The organism is uncultured Paraglaciecola sp. (assembly GCF_963977085.1).
Classification (GTDB): Bacteria; Pseudomonadota; Gammaproteobacteria; order Enterobacterales; family Alteromonadaceae; genus Paraglaciecola.
This window is the reverse complement of record NZ_CAXBNC010000014.1, coordinates 68,032-85,355: the sequence shown is the minus strand read 5'-3', so window position 1 is coordinate 85,355 and position 17,324 is coordinate 68,032. Positions and strand designations below refer to the sequence as shown.

The 17,324-nt window shown below is 40.9% G+C and carries 14 protein-coding genes; 7 read left to right on the top strand and 7 right to left on the bottom strand.

The window, feature by feature from the left end; all coding sequences use genetic code 11:
• Positions 1-136: 136 nt before the first annotated feature.
• Both AAC000_RS15760 and AAC000_RS15755 read left to right on the top strand, forming a co-directional pair.
• The gene (locus AAC000_RS15760) at positions 137-907 is read left to right on the top strand and encodes an SDR family oxidoreductase (RefSeq protein WP_339723916.1); all 771 of its coding nucleotides are present in this window, start codon (positions 137-139) and stop codon (positions 905-907) included.
• 12 nt (positions 908-919) lie between these two features.
• The gene (locus AAC000_RS15755; RefSeq protein WP_339723914.1) at positions 920-1,792 is read left to right on the top strand and encodes an amidohydrolase family protein; all 873 of its coding nucleotides are present in this window, start codon (positions 920-922) and stop codon (positions 1,790-1,792) included.
• A gap of 8 nt (positions 1,793-1,800) precedes the next feature.
• Here AAC000_RS15755 and AAC000_RS15750 read toward each other — a convergent pair whose 3' ends face one another.
• Positions 1,801-2,109 (bottom strand): YkgJ family cysteine cluster protein, encoded by a 309-nt coding sequence (locus tag AAC000_RS15750; protein WP_339723913.1) that lies wholly within the window; start codon positions 2,107-2,109, stop codon positions 1,801-1,803.
• 257 nt (positions 2,110-2,366) lie between these two features.
• Here AAC000_RS15750 and AAC000_RS15745 point away from each other — a divergent pair, with 257 nt between their 5' ends.
• Positions 2,367-2,738 (top strand): YajD family HNH nuclease, encoded by a 372-nt coding sequence (locus tag AAC000_RS15745; protein WP_339723912.1) that lies wholly within the window; start codon positions 2,367-2,369, stop codon positions 2,736-2,738.
• A 291-nt stretch (positions 2,739-3,029) separates the two neighbouring features.
• Here the strand turns inward: AAC000_RS15745 and AAC000_RS15740 are convergent, their stop codons facing one another.
• Together AAC000_RS15740 and AAC000_RS15735 are read right to left on the bottom strand one after the other, a co-directional pair.
• Entirely contained in the window at positions 3,030-3,920 is an 891-nt protein-coding gene (locus tag AAC000_RS15740) for a sugar phosphate isomerase/epimerase (RefSeq protein ID WP_339723910.1), read from the bottom strand.
• 496 nt (positions 3,921-4,416) lie between these two features.
• Positions 4,417-5,034 (bottom strand): outer membrane beta-barrel protein, encoded by a 618-nt coding sequence (locus tag AAC000_RS15735; RefSeq protein WP_339723908.1) that lies wholly within the window; start codon positions 5,032-5,034, stop codon positions 4,417-4,419.
• 280 nt (positions 5,035-5,314) lie between these two features.
• On the opposite strand from AAC000_RS15735, the gene AAC000_RS15730 reads away from it, so the two are divergent.
• The 3 genes from AAC000_RS15730 to fghA are packed head-to-tail and all read left to right on the top strand — an operon-like array spanning position 5,315 to position 7,753.
• The gene (locus tag AAC000_RS15730) at positions 5,315-5,725 is read left to right on the top strand and encodes a hypothetical protein (protein WP_339723906.1); all 411 of its coding nucleotides are present in this window, start codon (positions 5,315-5,317) and stop codon (positions 5,723-5,725) included.
• A gap of 40 nt (positions 5,726-5,765) precedes the next feature.
• A complete protein-coding gene (locus AAC000_RS15725) occupies positions 5,766-6,884 on the top strand; it encodes an S-(hydroxymethyl)glutathione dehydrogenase/class III alcohol dehydrogenase (protein ID WP_339723905.1) in 1,119 nt (372 codons plus the stop codon).
• Positions 6,884-7,753 carry an S-formylglutathione hydrolase gene (gene fghA, locus AAC000_RS15720; RefSeq protein WP_339723903.1) on the top strand — a complete coding sequence of 290 codons (870 nt, stop codon included), beginning with the start codon at positions 6,884-6,886 and terminating at the stop codon, positions 7,751-7,753. The genes AAC000_RS15725 and fghA overlap by 1 nt, the downstream gene beginning before the upstream one ends.
• Positions 7,754-7,994: 241 nt before the next feature.
• Here fghA and AAC000_RS15715 read toward each other — a convergent pair whose 3' ends face one another.
• Genes AAC000_RS15715 through AAC000_RS15705 form a run of 3 tightly spaced genes read right to left on the bottom strand, consistent with a single transcriptional unit; the run spans position 7,995 to position 12,323 of the window.
• A complete protein-coding gene (locus AAC000_RS15715; RefSeq protein WP_339723901.1) occupies positions 7,995-9,179 on the bottom strand; it encodes a hypothetical protein in 1,185 nt (394 codons plus the stop codon).
• A gap of 38 nt (positions 9,180-9,217) precedes the next feature.
• Entirely contained in the window at positions 9,218-9,967 is a 750-nt protein-coding gene (locus tag AAC000_RS15710; protein ID WP_339723974.1) for an outer membrane lipoprotein-sorting protein, read from the bottom strand.
• Positions 9,968-10,013: 46 nt separating this feature from the next.
• The gene (locus AAC000_RS15705) at positions 10,014-12,323 is read right to left on the bottom strand and encodes an MMPL family transporter (RefSeq protein ID WP_339723899.1); all 2,310 of its coding nucleotides are present in this window, start codon (positions 12,321-12,323) and stop codon (positions 10,014-10,016) included.
• A 363-nt stretch (positions 12,324-12,686) separates the two neighbouring features.
• On the opposite strand from AAC000_RS15705, the gene AAC000_RS15700 reads away from it, so the two are divergent.
• A complete protein-coding gene (locus AAC000_RS15700; RefSeq protein ID WP_339723898.1) occupies positions 12,687-14,942 on the top strand; it encodes an acyl-CoA dehydrogenase in 2,256 nt (751 codons plus the stop codon).
• A 125-nt stretch (positions 14,943-15,067) separates the two neighbouring features.
• Here the strand turns inward: AAC000_RS15700 and AAC000_RS15695 are convergent, their stop codons facing one another.
• The gene (locus tag AAC000_RS15695) at positions 15,068-17,224 is read right to left on the bottom strand and encodes a S46 family peptidase (RefSeq protein ID WP_339723896.1); all 2,157 of its coding nucleotides are present in this window, start codon (positions 17,222-17,224) and stop codon (positions 15,068-15,070) included.
• Positions 17,225-17,324: the final 100 nt, after the last annotated feature.

Genomic DNA, 17,324 nt, shown 5'->3' with positions numbered 1-17,324 from the left:
CCAACACCTCAAAATAATTAGGCGCTATTCTACAATAGGCGAGTACAAGTGTATTGCACAAAATATGTATTTACACTTGGTTGCTCAGTCCTGTTGCATTACTCTTGTAGGATGATTTAAATAAAAATAAGTTCACATGCCCAACTCATTAACACCACTTAAATTTGATAAACCAGTTTGTATCGTCACAGGCGGCAGCTATGGCATAGGTGATGCCGTGTGTGAGAAATTTAGCTCACAAAATTACAGAGTGATAAACCTAGATATACAAGCCAATCCGGCGCAATCAAAAGCAATAGAATGGCGTAAATGTGATATGTCTATCTCTACTGAAGTGAAAATTTGCATCCAAACTATTATCGAACAATATGCCAGAGTTGACTGCTTAGTTTCAAACGCTGGTATACATTTTTCTGCAACTATAGAAGATACCAGTGAAGAGGATTTTGATCGAGTATTTGACCTCAATGTAAAAGGCGCTATTGCGGCCACTAAAGCCGTATTGCCACAAATGAAATCCCAAAACAACGGGGTGATTTTATATATGGCCTCTGATCAAGCTCTGATTGCAAAACATAACTCCTTTGCCTACAACATGAGCAAGGCCGCATTGGCATCTATGGCAAAAACCACCGCCTTGGATTATGCCAAATACCAAATTAGAGCCAACGCAATCTGTCCTGGCACCATAGAAACGCCGTTATATCACAAGGCCATCAATAATTATGTCGCCAAATCAGGTGCCGATTGCAACCAAGTTCATGCAGAAGAAGCCGCGTTGCAACCTCTTGGACGTCTTGGCCAAGCAAGTGAAGTCGCTGCTTTTAGCTACTTTTTAGCCTCAGAAGAAGCTAAATTTATCACTGGCAGTTTACAAGTCATAGACGGCGGTTATACAACTCAGTAAAGGCTCAACAGTATGTCCCATGACTTACATAAAATCATCGACCCACATTTGCACTTATTCAATTTGCAACACGGCGATTATGGGTGGCTAAAGCAACAAAACCCACCTTATTGGCCAGACAAACATTTAATAAACAAAAATTTTGTCGAGGGAGATCTGGTGTTATCACCCCGTCAGCAACTGGCAGGTTTTGTACATGTTGAAGCGGGGTTCGATAATCAGCAGCCTTGGCGAGAAATAGACTGGTTACAACAACATTGTACCCTACCCTTTAAGAGTGTGGCCTTTGCTGACATAACTGCTATGACATTCAGGGAACATATTAAACAGTTAAAACAACGAAAATCAGTAGTGGGTATTCGCCATATCCTAGATGAACAAGCGACAGAAATACTGAGTGCCACATTAATACAGCCACATTTTTCACTCTTGGCAGACATGGCGTTTAGTTTTGATGCTCAGCTTTCACTGGCAGACACAAGGGCCGTAGAACTATTGATTGCCTTAGCAAATAACCATCAAACCGTGCCGATCATCATCAACCACGCTGGGTGGCCACCTGCCAACAAAGACAATAATGGGCAAAAAAATTGGTTAGTTAGTCTACAAAAACTCGCCGAATGTGAAAATATCGCAATTAAATTATCGGGCTGGGAAATGTTGAACAGGGCTTGGCAAGTCAAACAACTTGAATATGTGCTTCACCACTGCCTTACAACTTTGGGGGATAAACGCGTCATGTTAGCCAGTAACTTTCCACTCTGTGAATTTTCAATGTCTTATTCTGAATTGTGGAACACTTACATGACGTTACCTGAAATAACTCCCAACACTCTAAAAAAAATCACCTGCAATAATGCAAAAGAGTGGTACCACTTACCTTGACCTAAAGCCTACATTTTCTCTAAACGTTCGTTGACACATTCATAAGATCCCATCTCAAATTCTTGACAAATCCAAGGGCGATTTTCATATATTGAGCACATTAATGTGTCGCGGTCTAAAGCGGAACACCAACCATCATCTAAGCGCAACATAGTTTCGCTGCCACTGCTATCAACAGAAATATGCTTTCTAGGCACTCCCGTATCGGAAATCAGCATCACTTCTAAGCTACAACAACATGCCTGACAATTTGCACATGTCACTTCTGTAGAGGGAATATTTTTTACATTAATGTTTACATTGATAATAGCGAACAATCCTAAATTAAATCATCGCTAGGATACGCTAGATAATGAAGATCCACGAGTTAACTGCACTGAAACCATTAAAAATTCTGAAAAAATCTTATTAATCTCGAAACCTCTCATTTTAAATAAAATTTAAGAGCAGGATGATAGCTAAGAACTGCATGACAAAATGACGAAGTAAACCCCAGGGACAGTGGATGGATTCTCTACTTTGCTGTGACTAAAAATGTTCTAATAGAGCTTCAGTTAGCTTAAGTGAAAAATTCATGTCAAATCAAAAAACTGGGTCTGGCAGTTACGAACAAGTATTTGCCCAGCAGCAAGAATACATAGCCAAACGAGCATCGGGTTATCGAGAACAAGCACTTAAGATATATCCTTGGATTTGTGGTCGATGCCGCCGTGAGTTTACCCACAGAAACCTTTCTGAATTAACCGTACATCATGTGGATCATAACCATGGCAATAATCCCAGCGATGGCAGTAATTGGGAATTATTATGTTTATATTGTCATGATGAAGAGCATACTAAATTTGAGAATTTTGTGCGCTACGGCAGTACTGAAGATACTGAAATCAAAACCAGTACCTACAACCCCTTTGCAGATTTAAAAGAGAGAATGCAGCAAAAAAAGTAGCCTGCTTGTGACAAACTCACTTTAAATACAGCAAACTGAGTCATTCGCTACTCTGGCTCAGCAATTATGTTATTACTGTATTTTTTGATAATACATGGCTTTCTGATCTGAACAGGGCTAACTATGTAAGCTCTGCCCAAGGGGCTTAGTGGGTATGGGACATACCCCTTGAGGACGGCCACTATTCTAGTTCAAACATACCTATCTTAAATCACGATAATCCTAATAGGTGTCGTCGTAAACCTTGAACATAATTCACAAACATTAACGACTATGGGTGATCAACAACGATTAAGAATTCGCTAGCGCCGAAACCGCTTTATACCCTTGCTGCAACGTTCTTACTACATTGTCTGTTCTGTCTCGTTCAACCACTTTGTGTTCAAGACCTGCTTGTTTGGCATGGGCAAAAATAGTCGCAAAGTCAATTACGCCCGTACCCACATCTGCAAATGCCCCTTCTTTATCCATATCTTTAACATGCCACAATTTAAAGCGCCCAGGATGACGTTTAAAATACGCTAAGGGATCTTGTTTTGCCTTAGCCATCCAATACAAATCCATTTCCATAGCCATTAAATCTGCGTCAACGTTTTGCAGTAATACATCATAGGGTAACAAGCCATCACGGATTTCAAATTCAAAATCGTGATTATGGTAAGCCAACTTCAAACCCGATTTTTGACAGGCTTCACCCCAAATATTGCATTTTTCAGCGAGTTTTTTATAAACATCAATGCCAGTACCACGCTGCTCTACTGTTAAATAGGGCACCACCACATAGTGATGACCAATTTCTTTGGCTGTGTCGATAACCTCATTCAGGCTGTTTTCAAATAAATCTAATCCAATATGTGCAGAAGGCGCGCTGAGCCCTTCACCGTCCAACATTTTGCGAAACTCTTTAGGTGAATGCCGAAAATACCCAGCAGTCTCCACTTCTTTAAAACCCACAGCCGAGACTAACTTTAAAGTAGCCTCTACACTGACTGCCATCATGTCCCGTAAGGTGTATAACTGTACACCAATCGAACTTGGCTTTTGATCGGCAAAAGCGAGTGAACCAGGCAGCAAACTCGCCCCAACAAAGGCACTGCTAAGTTTCATAAAGTGCCTGCGGTCGAAAGTACTTTTCATTTGTAAATCAGCGAAATTTAATCCAGGGATATTTTTGTCATTCATTTCAATCATTCCAATTCATCGTTATTTTAACTTTGGGTGTTTGTTTATTTGTATTGTTTGCCCTGTAAATTACGCAGATACCATCATAATTCAATAAAATGTTAATATTTATTTAACAATCATTAATTTCAAATAACCTAAAACGACCGATTTTACTTTTTCTAGGGCCACTAGCTCAAGTGCGCAAATATTGATTTTTCTATACTTCAAATAGTAGTCTCACGGATGTTTAAAAATGGATAAAGGATTAGGTAGGAGTAAAGGAGATACATTTTAGTATGGGAGCAATGACACAACTTTGAGGCTCATTAAGCTTTGAGTAGATGTCCATTAATGATGAAATGGGATAACAGCCGCAAGTTGATTTATGAAAAGTCACGACTCATTTGGCTGCGTTTTTGGACATTTAGTGATGACTGCTAGTTAGCAAACACTCACTAGTTTGAGGAAATCCGTTTTAAGTTTTAATTGATAGCTAGCACATTCGTAGCCTGACTCAAAAATTGTAGCGTAGACCGACAGTAGCGGTTGCCACTGTTAAGTTATCTTGCCCCTTGATATATTCAAGTTCTGTGCGGATCATGGTTCTCGCGCCTATAAAATAATCGAAACCTAACCCAATGACTCCCGCGACACCACTTTCATCATAATCACACAAAGTGGCGGTCCCAAAATTCTCAATAGCCAAGACATTAGCTTGCCCAAACTCACATTCGCTATTGCCAGCTAACAGGTATTGACCACGCAGGTCAGTTTTAAGCACACCCAAACGGTAAAATAATTCGCCAGTTGGGCCGGAGGCCTTGCCTAAAAAAGCTAAAAATAACGCGTCGCCTTGTTGCAGATGTTTAGCCTCAGTTACAGCACTTGAAGTAGGTAGATCTGTGATATACAAACTGTCGTGAATTAATTGTTGATAACCCGCTTCAACATACCACTGAGGGTCAAACTGATAACCAAATGCCATCTTATAACCGACACCTTTATTAGAGTCTTGGATGAACTCCACATCTGAATAACCGATTGAAAATACAGAATAAAGATTATCTGCAGCCATAGTTTGTAAGCTAACCAAGCAACTTAATACCAGTAAACAGAACTGCTTTTTTAACACGCTAAACTTCCACATTACATACTATGCAGGATACAATACTACATTCATGCCTCGCTGCAAGAGCGAGTGAACTTATATATTGATACGCTTGTATAAATAAGCCTAAGTTCGAATAAACAACTGTGAAAAAAATTAACAGAATTCATCTATAATCGCCGATCACAAATTGCGATCCGCTTAGACCCTGTTTAGTATATGAGGTGAGTAAACTTTCAGATATTGATAATTAACAAAAACCCATCAATCCCTACCATCAGTGAACACAAAACTGGAGTGTGATTTGTTCAACCATTGTTTTTTAAAAACCTTATTCATAGGCCTACTGCTTGGCGGTTGTGCTAGTGGTACACCAGCCATCATGACAGATGAAAAGTTTGACTCACGAGTCACCACAGAAGGTGTCACTGAATTTGTCTACGGCATTTCCTGGCAAAACACCTCTGAAGCGTCTTTATTTCGTGATGGCCGCACCGAAATTGAACGTCCACGAAAGGGCCAAAGTTTTTCACAAGAATCGCCAACTAGAATAGCCATGCAGGCCAACAATCAAACCAAACTAGATTTGGAAGATCAGGCTGCAGAGGCGTTAAAGAAAAGATTATCCAAAGAGCAGCTTTGCGCAAAAGGTTATGAGATCAGCAATGTGATCTGGAAGGCCGACAGTATCCGTTTACTCGGACATTGTTTTTAAGCAAACTTGTACAATAGACAGAATATTAAAAGGACAACCAATGAAAAGTATCAAAACTCGCGCAGCCGTTGCATGGGCTGCAGGTGAGCCACTAAAAATTGAAGAAGTGGATTTAGCGCCGCCACAAAAAGGCGAAGTATTGGTGAGAATAGTGGCCACAGGCGTTTGTCATACGGATGCCTTTACCTTGTCTGGTGAAGATCCAGAAGGTTTATTTCCAGCCATTTTGGGCCACGAAGGAGCAGGTATTGTTGAGGCGGTGGGCGAAGGTGTCACACTGGTTGAAGTAGGTGACCATGTCATTCCACTCTACACCCCGGAATGTGGCAAATGTAATTTTTGCCTATCTGGTAAAACCAATTTATGCCAAGCAATACGTAACACTCAAGGTAAAGGTGTGATGCCAGATGGTACCAGTCGTTTTTCTATAAACGGCCAACCCATTTATCATTATATGGGCACTTCTACTTTCGCCGAACATACCGTGGTACCTGAAATTGCCTTAGCCAAAATCCCTAAAGATGCACCACTAGAAAAGGTATGCTTATTAGGTTGTGGCGTGACAACTGGCATGGGCGCAGTAACTAATGCCGCAAAAGTACAACCCGGTGACACTGTCGCAGTATTTGGTTTGGGCGGAATTGGCCTTTCTGTGTTGATTGGCGCAAAAATGGCAAAAGCCGGAAGGATTATTGCCATCGATATCAATGAAGACAAATTCGATATCGCCAAACAATTAGGAGCAACTGATGTTGTTAATCCTAAAAACTTCGACAAACCTATTCAAGAAGTCATAGTTGATATGACAGAGGGTGGCGTGGATTATTCCTTTGAATGCATCGGCAATGTCAACGTGATGCGCTCGGCATTAGAGTGTTGTCATAAAGGTTGGGGTGAATCCATTATTATTGGTGTGGCAGGCTCTGGACAAGAGATTTCCACCCGTCCATTCCAACTAGTTACAGGCAGAGTCTGGCGCGGTACCGCTTTTGGTGGTGTAAAAGGCCGTAGCCAACTACCCGATTACGTGCAACGTTATATGGATGGCGAGTTCGAATTAGACACCTTTATAACGCACACTATGCCATTAGAAGACATTAATTCTGCTTTTGATTTAATGCATGAGGGCAAATCTATTCGTACAGTGGTGCATTTCTGATGACGAGGGCTGCCGCAGAAACAACTGGACTAGCAGAACTCAGCGCGAATAAATGTTTTGGTGGTTGGCAAAAGCGTTATAGCCATAAATCAAACGTACTAAAATGTGAAATGCAGTTTAGTGTATTTATTCCCCCAATGAGTGATCCAAACGAAAAGCTTCCCGCGATGTATTGGCTTAGCGGGCTTACTTGTACAGATGAAAACTTTGCTACAAAATCTGGGGCACAAAGAATAGCTGCGGAATTAGGTATTATGCTAATAATGCCTGATACCAGCCCTAGGGGTGAGCATATTCCAGACGCAGCTGACGCGGCATACGATTTAGGCTTAGGTGCCGGATTTTATCTCAATGCCACCCAAGAGCCGTGGCAAGAGCATTATCAAATGTATGACTACATTGTTGAAGAGTTGCCCGCTCTCATTAAAAAAGAGTTTAGAGTAAAAGACAAAGCGGCAATCGCAGGACATTCCATGGGTGGTCATGGCGCGTTGACAATCGCATTATCGAACATGAAGCAATTTTGCTCGGTATCAGCCTTCGCGCCTATTGTTAATCCTTCTGATTGCCAATGGGGCCAAAAAGCATTTAACCATTATTTAGGTGACGACCCAAAAGACTGGGAGGCCTACGATAGCTGCATGTTAATGCGCCAACAGGGGAAGTTCCTGCATATTCCTATGTTAGTTGATCAAGGCTTAGATGATAATTTTTATCACACCCAAAAACTCACTAAACCCTTAGAAAATGTGGCGTTAGAAATAGGTTATAAAGCCGAGTTTCGCTATCACCCAGGGTATGACCATAGTTACTTTTTTATTGCGAGTTTTATTGAAGAACATCTGAGATTTCACGCCAAATATTTATAGTTATCGATATTTGCTAAGCATGGTTCTTGAACAAACTAAAAATTCAACATGCTATTATTTTAATCAATTAATCTAGCCTAAAAAAACGGCCTCATTTGAGACCGTTTTTTTTATAGCTAAATATAAAAACATTTGAACCACAGAACGCTCCGCTGCACAGAGAAGAATATATGAATGATTACTCTTCTTATTCTTTTCCTCTGTGTTCTTTGTGGTTAATAAGTTTTTAGCGTTAATCGACTCAGAAGTAATATTCTAAGCTAAGTTGTACATAATCATCACGACGTAACATATAACTAGGTTCAACAGACTCGTCACTGGAAAACAGCCAGGCATCAACTCGCCACTTCCAGTGATCATTGATGCGACTAGACGCTTCGATAAAGCCGGATCTTACGTTTGAATAATCGAGATCTTGCACCACACCCGCTAAAATTTGCGTGCCATCAATATCGTTAAATACAAGCCTTGTACCTAACATTAAGTCATTTTGAGAAATCACAGTGGTCAGATCTTCACGACCGTCATACTGGTATTCCATTAACCAATTAATATCATAGACACTATCAAACAAGCCTATAAAGGAATATTCAAAACCACCTACAAAGGCAGTGTAACTTTGTTCCATGACCTTACGTTGCACACCTTCGAACTTAACTATCCAGCCACCCAACAGCGCCAACACGTCTATACCTGCTTGCTGTAATTGTGGATAAAACGGGCGCAAACTTGGCTCTAATAATTCATTTTCGCCAACCACAAAATCAGGCTCTCTAGAGGTGCCATCAAAATACGATAAGCCAACTTCCCAATCGCCTAAGGTATGTTGCCATCTAAGAGCCCAATCAAGATTTTTTTCTTCGTCTTCTGATTCAAAAATCGGATTGTCGGTGTCTACTGGTATAGCAGCCCTGAATCGCCCATCGCTACCTGAAAATGTTCGCTCTCTGAAATAAGGCAAAACAAAAGCCGTGGTATTTCCCCAATCTTTAAACAGAGAAAACGTGACCATGGGTTGCCCTAATTTATCTTCTCCGTCAATGGCTTCAATTGCGTCAGTTTGATTAATAATATCAACTAGATGCAATGATTCAGTTTGCCCCCAAAATACTTTACCAATCCCTGTTTGTACTTCCCACTCATCACCACTGTGTGTCCATTTAAATTCACGAATATCGCCATGAGTCCTTTCTTCATCTTGCTGATCAAAACGATAAAAACCTTTGAACACTATGCTGTCATTACCACCGTTAAATGAGGTATAGGCTTGCGGAGCAAAATAGACTGATAAATTTGCTCTTTCCTGCTGAGGATAAAGTGCATCTTGGAAAAAATAACGCTGTTCAACAGCTGCGCTACCGGTGTATTCAAAGTCAGCGAATACAAAAGTCGGCAAAAATGCAATAATTGGGAGCAGTTTCTTCAATGTGGATCCTTTAAACATTTTTAAAAATATAGTGAAAATTATCGAACATTCTTCAAAGTTCCCTTGTTGAAATCATTTTCCGTTAACCCTGTATTAAAATTTAATTCATGGGTAATGAGTTCAGTGCTTTTACCATTTTGTTCATTAAACATCTCAACTCGCAAAGGGCGCCAATACTTGTCTAGATACAAGGCAAAGTCGTAGTTAACCAGTTCTTTAAGTAAGCTACCTTTACGATCATAAAACTCAATTTTTAATACTCTATAATGCTTTTTATCGACCCAAACTATTTGTTTTGAATAACCTGAATTTTCGTCTGTGGGAACCTGTTCGATTACAAAACTAGCTTGTCCCTCATAAGTTTCGTCCCGTAGATATTTGAATTCATATTTTTCGATTTCAAATGAACTCATATCTTCAAATGCAAACTCACTACCCATAAATGGGCCTGATTTATTTCGCGAACGAATACGTTTTACTTTACTCAATTTAGGCAAATACATCCATTGGTCGTCGGGCTCTTTGGCATGAGTGAAGTTTAAGAATACGGTACCTTTTACATCTAGTGGCTGATCAAAAATAGTTAACCCTTTATCTCCGTCATCAAACAGTTCCAATGACTTCAAACGCATTTTACGCTCCACTTCCTCGCCTTGGGCATTGCGTAAAATCATACTCATGTTGCCGCTGCTATCTCCCCACCCCTTGTCTCTTAGCTTGCGCTCTTTTGCAATAGCGAGCCCCTTCTCTTGGGCCGATTCTGCATGACTACTAAAAGAATAGGTCATAATAGTTAACACCAACGCAATTATTGTCGCGTAAGAAAGTAGATATCTATTCATGGGTAAACTCCTGCTTAATATTTTTTCTGTCAAAGGCCATTAAAAATGGCGGTAAAAACAAGAAATCAACCGCCAAAGCAACCACAATGATAATGCTGGTTAACATGCCCATTTCTGAATTCAAAGCGAATGGTGACAGCATCAGTATCGAAAATCCAGTTGCTAAGACTAAAGTAGTAATCCATAACGCTCTGCCTACACTGGCAAATGCATATCGCACACTTTGTTCAGCGTCATTACCGCTCACCCTAGCATGGCGGTACTTACTTAAAAAATGCACAGTATCATCAACAATTATGCCTAAAGTCATACTAAGCACTACGGAAAGACCCAAGTTCACTTCGCCGGAATAAATACCCCAAACACCAAAGCCTATGCCAGCAGGTAACAAATTCGGCAACAGGCTTATCAGCCCCATTTTGAAGGATTTAAGTGCAAAGATCAGAAGACCTGAAATAAGTACCAGCGCAACTAAAGTCCCTTCTAACATACTCGCCATATTTGCCTCGCCTATGTGAGCAAACATCAAGCCGGGACTCGCCACAGTCAATATTAAATTTGGAGCATTTGCTGCAAACCATTGCTGTGCTTTACTCTCAAGGGCTGTGAGCTCTTTACTACCAACATTCTTGACCATAGTCATAACGCGCGTGGCCGACTTGTTCATATCGAGTTGATTTGTTAAGTCCAACCCATAAGGCAGTGACATTTCATATAACAGTAAATACTGAGCGGCTAACTCTCTATCGTCTGGAATCTGGTAATAATTAGGATCATCACCGTGCATATTTTTGTTTAAGCGTTTGAAGGTATCTGTGATAGTCGACACATGGTCAATTTCTGGCTGCCCTCTAAGCCATTGACTGAACGCTTCAATCTGTTGCAGCGTTTGTGGTTGATTAATACCTGAATCTTCGTTGCTGAAAACCGTGAAATCTAAGTTTGTCATGCCACTTAGATGTTGTTGTTGAAAATCCGTAGACTGCCGAAATTCAGTACTTTTATCAAAATAAGCAGTTGGAACGTCATTTAAATGATTTTTGAAGGAGAAACTAATTGCAATAACAGTGGCCAACAAAGTAAAAGGTAAAATCCTCTTATGGTGGTTGATAACCCATTCTCCAAACTTTTCCGTATAACTCAAGTGAGTGTTAGATGAGTGTTTAGGCAACTGTTTAATAGGCAAAACCATAATCAGCGCCGGCAAAAGGGTCAGGGAAAACACACAGGCAAAGATGACACCTAGTGCCGTTAAATTACCTAAATCGGCTAAAATAGGCACGGCTGAAAAGTTAAGGGTTAAGAAACCAACACCTGTAGTGGCACTGGTAATAAAGATAGGCATTTTGTTCAGAGTAAGGCTATATCTCAAGGCTTCCTTTTTGTCTTTCCCTAAGTGCATACCGTATAACATAGTTGATATAACATGAATACAATCAGCAACGGCGAGCGTCATCACCATAGTGGGCACATTCACAGTTGCTGTACTCATAAACATACCAAACCAACCTGCCACCCCCATAGTTGCGGCAATACTAGAAGCAATAATAACTACAGTGGAAAAGGTACCTACAGCGGTTTTTAACAATAACCACATTATTACGATAACGGTCAAAAACATCAGGGGTACGATAGTACTGAAGTCTCGTTGAGCAAATGAAGCAAATGAGTAATTCATTAAAACGACACCTGTATGATAAAAATCATGTTCTGGGTATTTAGCTTTATATTTGTCAGATAGTGATTTTACCGAATCCGTTACCTCAATCACTTCTGCTGTTTGGTCTCCATCTGGTAAATTGACAGAAATGTTAATAACAGCGACATCCCCCTTTGGCGAAACCAGTCGGTTTACCAAATTAGGCTCGTTTAATGCCACATTGCGAATATAGTCAAATCTTTGAGGGTTAAGATCAGCCAATTTGTAGACTAGGTCTTCAACAATCATGTCATCATCTTCAGCCCAGGTATGCTGGAAGTTAGTCAAAGAATCTACACGAATAGATAAAGGCGTTTGTTGCGCCTCTTTAGTCATTTCGTGTATCAAAGACAATGTCTGTAAATTAAAAACGTTGCCTGACTTGGGCGCTATGATGATGCTCGCACCATCATTTTTACTAAAGGTATTTTGCATCTGCTCAAATGCCATTCTTTGCGGATTGGTCTCTTCGAAAAACACCTTATAATCACCACGAAAATACAAATTTTTGGCACCAAAAGCCGTCGCAAAAATGAGCAAAAATCCAATAATAAGCACCGTTTTAGGACGGTTAACTGAAAAGTCTAGCCAAGTGTTGTTCACGTAATCATCCCACCCCATTCATTCAATGTGTCCATCTTCAATATTCATCGGCATTGCTGAACAAATCAACACATCCAGAATAGCATGTTAGCCATAAACTCCATGCCTAAATACTGATACTCGATAAATAACGACTACTTTTCAATCACCTAATTTGACTCTGAGTGTCACTATCTTCAAAAATAATTGTATTTAATTTAATCATCGATATTTCTAACTATACCATTGATAAATCTCGTTTTTGTCTGTCAAACGAATACATTTAGGTAACAACCGATTCACTAACATACCAAAGAATTTTGATCTTTTTGTGAAAACTAGTATTATAAACACCAACTGGTCAGATGAGCGGATGAGCTAAAAATGAGTATTAGAACAAGTCTTAAAAAAGTATTACCCCCTATTTCAATTACTGAGCAAGAAGCGTTAGAAGCCGGTGATGTGTGGTTAGAATCTTCTATTTATCAGGGTAAACCTGACATGCATGCATTGCGCGCTGTACCTAGTGCCAAGTTGAGTGCCGACGAACAGGCGTTTTTAGATGGCCCAGTAGCAGAAGTACTGGCAATGGTAGATGACTTCGACTTACAAACAGCTAAGCATCTTCCTCAAAATATCTTAGATTTTCTGTCTGTTAACAAATTTTTCGCGTTAATCATTCCTAAGAAATTTGGTGGTTTAGAGTTTACCCCTTACGCCAACTCCACCATAGTGGCGACATTGGCCGCCAAAAGTGGTGCATTAGCAGTCACAGTTATGGTGCCTAATTCATTAGGTCCTGGCGAGTTATTGATGCATTACGGCACGGCTGAACAACAAAATCACTACTTACCACGCCTAGCAGTGGGTCAGGATATCCCTTGTTTTGCCTTAACCAGCCCAGAAGCGGGTTCTGATGCCGGTGCGATCCCAGACGCAGGCATAGTCACTAAAGGCATGTGGGATGGTAAAGAAGTCATTGGCCTTAAGGTTTCTTGGGACAAGCGCTACATTACCCTTGCACCTATTGCCACTGTATTAGGTTTAGCCTTCAAGGTATTTGATGTCGATGGCTTATTAGGTGATCAAGTTGAGCTTGGTATTACGTGTGCCCTTATCCCTAAATCACACCCAGGTGTTGAGTTAGGTAATCGTCATGATCCCTTGGGCGTGAAGTTTTATAACGGCACCACTCGTGGACAAGATGTGTTTATCCCAATGGATTTTGTTATCGGTGGACAAGATAACATAGGCCGTGGTTGGCAGATGTTAGTCGCCTGTTTAGGCGCTGGCCGCGGAATTTCACTACCAGCGATGGGCGTGGCTTCTGCTCAGACCGCATTTAAGTCAACGGCTGAATATTCATTTGTACGTGAACAATTTGGTGTGCCCATTGGCCGCTTTGAAGGTATTCAAGAAGAGATGGCTGACATTGCAGGTAAAACCTTCATTCTTGAAGCCATGCGAGTATTAACCACAGAAGGTCTTAATCTTGGTCTTAAACCAGGTGTGGTCACGGCTATGGCCAAATACCATATGACGGAGCTAGGTCGAGATGTAGTCAATACAGCTATGGATATCCAAGCTGGTAAAGCCATCCAACGTGGTCCACAAAACACCTTAGCCAGTGCTTATGTTTCTCTACCTATCGCCATTACTGTGGAAGGTGCCAATATCCTAACCCGTAGTCTGATGATTTTTGGGCAAGGCACAATGCGTTGTCATCCACATTTGAAAGAAATGGTGGATTTGATCCACAGCACTGAAAAAGGTGCAGATGCGCGATTCAATAAAGTCTTAGGTAAAACGGTTGCTTTTAGCGTCAAAAATGCATTCCGAAGCTTATCGAAAAGTTACCTACCTTTCACTCGTGGTGCAGAATCAGCCTTGCCAGAAGTGCGTCAATATGAAAAACGTATGAATGCCCTCGCTGCTAAATTAGCGCCAATGGCTGACTTGTCATTATTGGTATTAGGTGGTGATTTGAAAAAAGCTGAAATGTTATCAGCACGTCTTGGTGACGTTATGAGTTACATGTATGCCGCCATGGCTGTGGTGCGTTTCTATGAGCAACGCGTTGAAAACCGCAGTGAAGCTTTACCTTACTTCGAATACGCTATTCAGTGGTGTTTAAATAAAGGCGAAACCGCGCTAAATGAATTTATCGTGAATTTCCCTAACACAGCGGTACGCGGTTTAATGCGTGTATTAACCAATACTTACACCACTGCTGTTAAAGGCATTTCCGACGACTTAAAACGCAAACTGTCTGAGGCCTCGATGCAAGACACAAGTATCAAAGCCCAGTTAACTCATTTGGTGAAAGTCATCCCTGGAGATGGTAACCATATCAATGAGCAAGCGTTCAAAGCCAAACATGCTGTGATGCCACAGCTGAAGAAAATTCAGAAAGCACTGCGTAAAGTGCCAGTGATACCTTATGTTTCTTTTGAAAATGCGGTAAGTAAATTACAAGAAGCCGGTGAATTAACCGCCCAAGAAGTCGCGTTAGTCATCGAATACAACGACAAACGTAAGTTGGCTATCCGTGTAGACGAGTTTACTTTTGATATGGATTTGTTAGATGAAAATCTAGAGTTAGTGAACGAAAAAGAAAGCGTACAAGCTAACGCCGCTTAATCAAAAATAAAAGCTAAAAGAAAAGCCCAGTGTGACCTGTTTCACACTGGGCTTTTTAATGTTTACAGGTTCAGCTGATTGACTTACTTCTCACTAAACAATTTCTGTAACTACAGCTTATTTTTCTATTTAACGATTGTCATTTCTTCAATTAGATTTTCAGCATTATCTAAATATTCCATTACCCATAGCATGTAACGTGAATCAACATGGATACTACGTGTAGTACGTGGATCAAAATCCCAATCTGAGTTGACACTTTCAAAGGTACCATCAAACAGCAAGCCTACTAATTCAGCATTAGCATTTAAGGTTGCAGAGCCTGAGTTACCGCCTGTGGTGTCTAGGTCACTCAAAAAGTTCACCGGCACACTGCCAATCTTATCAAGGGTGTAATCGCCGTATCGTTTGTTTTCAATTAGGCCTAACTGAGCCTTGGGTGAATTAAAGGGTTCAACCCCCGTGTCCTTTTCGACTATGCCTTCTAAGCGAGTAAAAGGCTCATAAATCAGGCCATCTTTAGGAGAGCCGCCCATCACATTACCATAGGTCACTCTTAACGTGCTATTAGCATCAGGATACAGAACCTGGCCTTTGCTTTGTTGCCATTCGATAATGGCTTTCATATAAGTTGGCTGCAGCGCGGCCAGTTTCCCAGCACGTTCTTTAGATTCGTTCTCACGTTTCATTTCTTCATCGTACAAAGCAACGGCCAGCTGCATGAATGGGTCACTGCTCGCTTCTAACTCAGTTTGGGTCGCTGTCATCAGAGCTAGGCGCTCTTCAACTTGGTTGAGGCGAGTATTTTTATAATAGGTGCCCAACTTTGCACTCAAATCACCTGCTTCATCTAGACCAAGAGCTTTGTCTAGAGCCAGTACACGATGCTCTTTAGGCTCTGCTAAATAATTTGCCAAGTACATTTGCCAAAGTGCCATATCAACGCTGGCATCAAAGCGGCGATCAAGCCGCTTCATACGTTCTTCAATACGCTCTAAGTCTCTGTCTTGATATCCTTGCTCGCGTTCTGTATCAGGTTTTTGCCTTTCAATAGATAACCTATATAGGTTTTGTGCTACACCCAAAAGCGCCGGGCGAGTTGCAAAGCCATACCAAAAATCTTGTTTGTCAGTAACGGCTTTTTGCTTGGCTATTTCGTTAAGTTTTGCAATTGATTTAGCCACATCTAGACGACTGCTATCTTTATTCAACCACTGTTCCAGCTGCGCTTCGCGTTCTGCTCTTCGATCTACTAAACCCACTCTCTGAGCACCTTCTAACTGGCCTTTGGTATTTTTCATAAAGTTATTTAGGCCGGCTAATGATGATTCATACTTAACCCGGGCGTCACTGCCCATTGGTGCACTTTTCTCAATTGTCTCAACCCATTCACTGACTATGCCTATGTAAGTAGGATATAACCAAGAAAACACATGCTGAACATTTGACAACAAAGCATAACGATTAGTGGAACCAGGATAACCAGCCACCATCACAAAGTCGCCATCATCAAGGCCTTTAGCCGACACTTTTAAGAAATGTTTGGGTTCGTAAGGGACGTTGTCTTCACTGTACTCTGTTGGCTTGCCATTTTTATCAACATAGGCACGGTAAAAAGCAAAGTCACCGGTATGGCGTGGCCACATCCAATTATCAATATCACCACCATATTTACCTACTGCGTCTGCAGGTGAATAGGCAATGCGCACATCTTTAATTTCAAGTTGCTTAATAAGTTTATATTCTTTGCCTGAATAAAAAGAGCTGACAGAACAACGGTAGTCTTCATCTTGCTCACATTCGGCGATCAGAGCTTTACGTCGCTTAGTAATTTCGTCATATCGCGCTTTACCCTGCAATGTATCTGCTATGTTGCCTATGACTTTTTCAGTGACATCACTAAACGCCTCTGTTACATAGATACGAGATCCAGGTGCAGCTGGTAGTTCATCACTGAATTTTTTAGCCAAAAAACCATTTTCTAAATAATTATTTTCCGCAGTGCTATTAAATTGCACCGAACCTCGGGCACAATGATGGTTTGTCACTGCTAATCCTTTAGGTGAAACAAAGGACGCTGAGCAACCACCTAGTGATACAACCGCTCCCATAGGAAAACCGGTCAAACTAGATAGTGATTCGGGAGAAATTTTTAGACCCGTTGTCTGTAAATCATTTTTAATTAGGGGGAGTTGTTCGGGGGTGAACATGCCCTCTTTTGCCACTGTCGTTTGTAAGCCAGCTATCAGCATTACACTAGTCAACGTACATGCTTTTTTCATAACACTTATCTTATTGTTTTCATTGGATAGTTAGCTTGGCAATCTAACACCCAATGATTAGGTTTTCAAACCAGCAATAAAAAAGTGCGATTAAAAAAAT

Coding starts and splice junctions, on each gene's coding strand:
- AAC000_RS15755 (WP_339723914.1), top strand. CDS start 920: ATGTCCCATGACTTACATAAAATCATCGACCCACATTTGCACTTATTC.
- AAC000_RS15695 (WP_339723896.1), bottom strand. CDS start 17,224: ATGAAAAAAGCATGTACGTTGACTAGTGTAATGCTGATAGCTGGCTTA.
- AAC000_RS15745 (WP_339723912.1), top strand. CDS start 2,367: ATGTCAAATCAAAAAACTGGGTCTGGCAGTTACGAACAAGTATTTGCC.
- AAC000_RS15760 (WP_339723916.1), top strand. CDS start 137: ATGCCCAACTCATTAACACCACTTAAATTTGATAAACCAGTTTGTATC.
- AAC000_RS15725 (WP_339723905.1), top strand. CDS start 5,766: ATGAAAAGTATCAAAACTCGCGCAGCCGTTGCATGGGCTGCAGGTGAG.
- AAC000_RS15710 (WP_339723974.1), bottom strand. CDS start 9,967: ATGACCTATTCTTTTAGTAGTCATGCAGAATCGGCCCAAGAGAAGGGG.
- fghA (WP_339723903.1), top strand. CDS start 6,884: ATGACGAGGGCTGCCGCAGAAACAACTGGACTAGCAGAACTCAGCGCG.
- AAC000_RS15740 (WP_339723910.1), bottom strand. CDS start 3,920: ATGAATGACAAAAATATCCCTGGATTAAATTTCGCTGATTTACAAATG.
- AAC000_RS15700 (WP_339723898.1), top strand. CDS start 12,687: ATGAGTATTAGAACAAGTCTTAAAAAAGTATTACCCCCTATTTCAATT.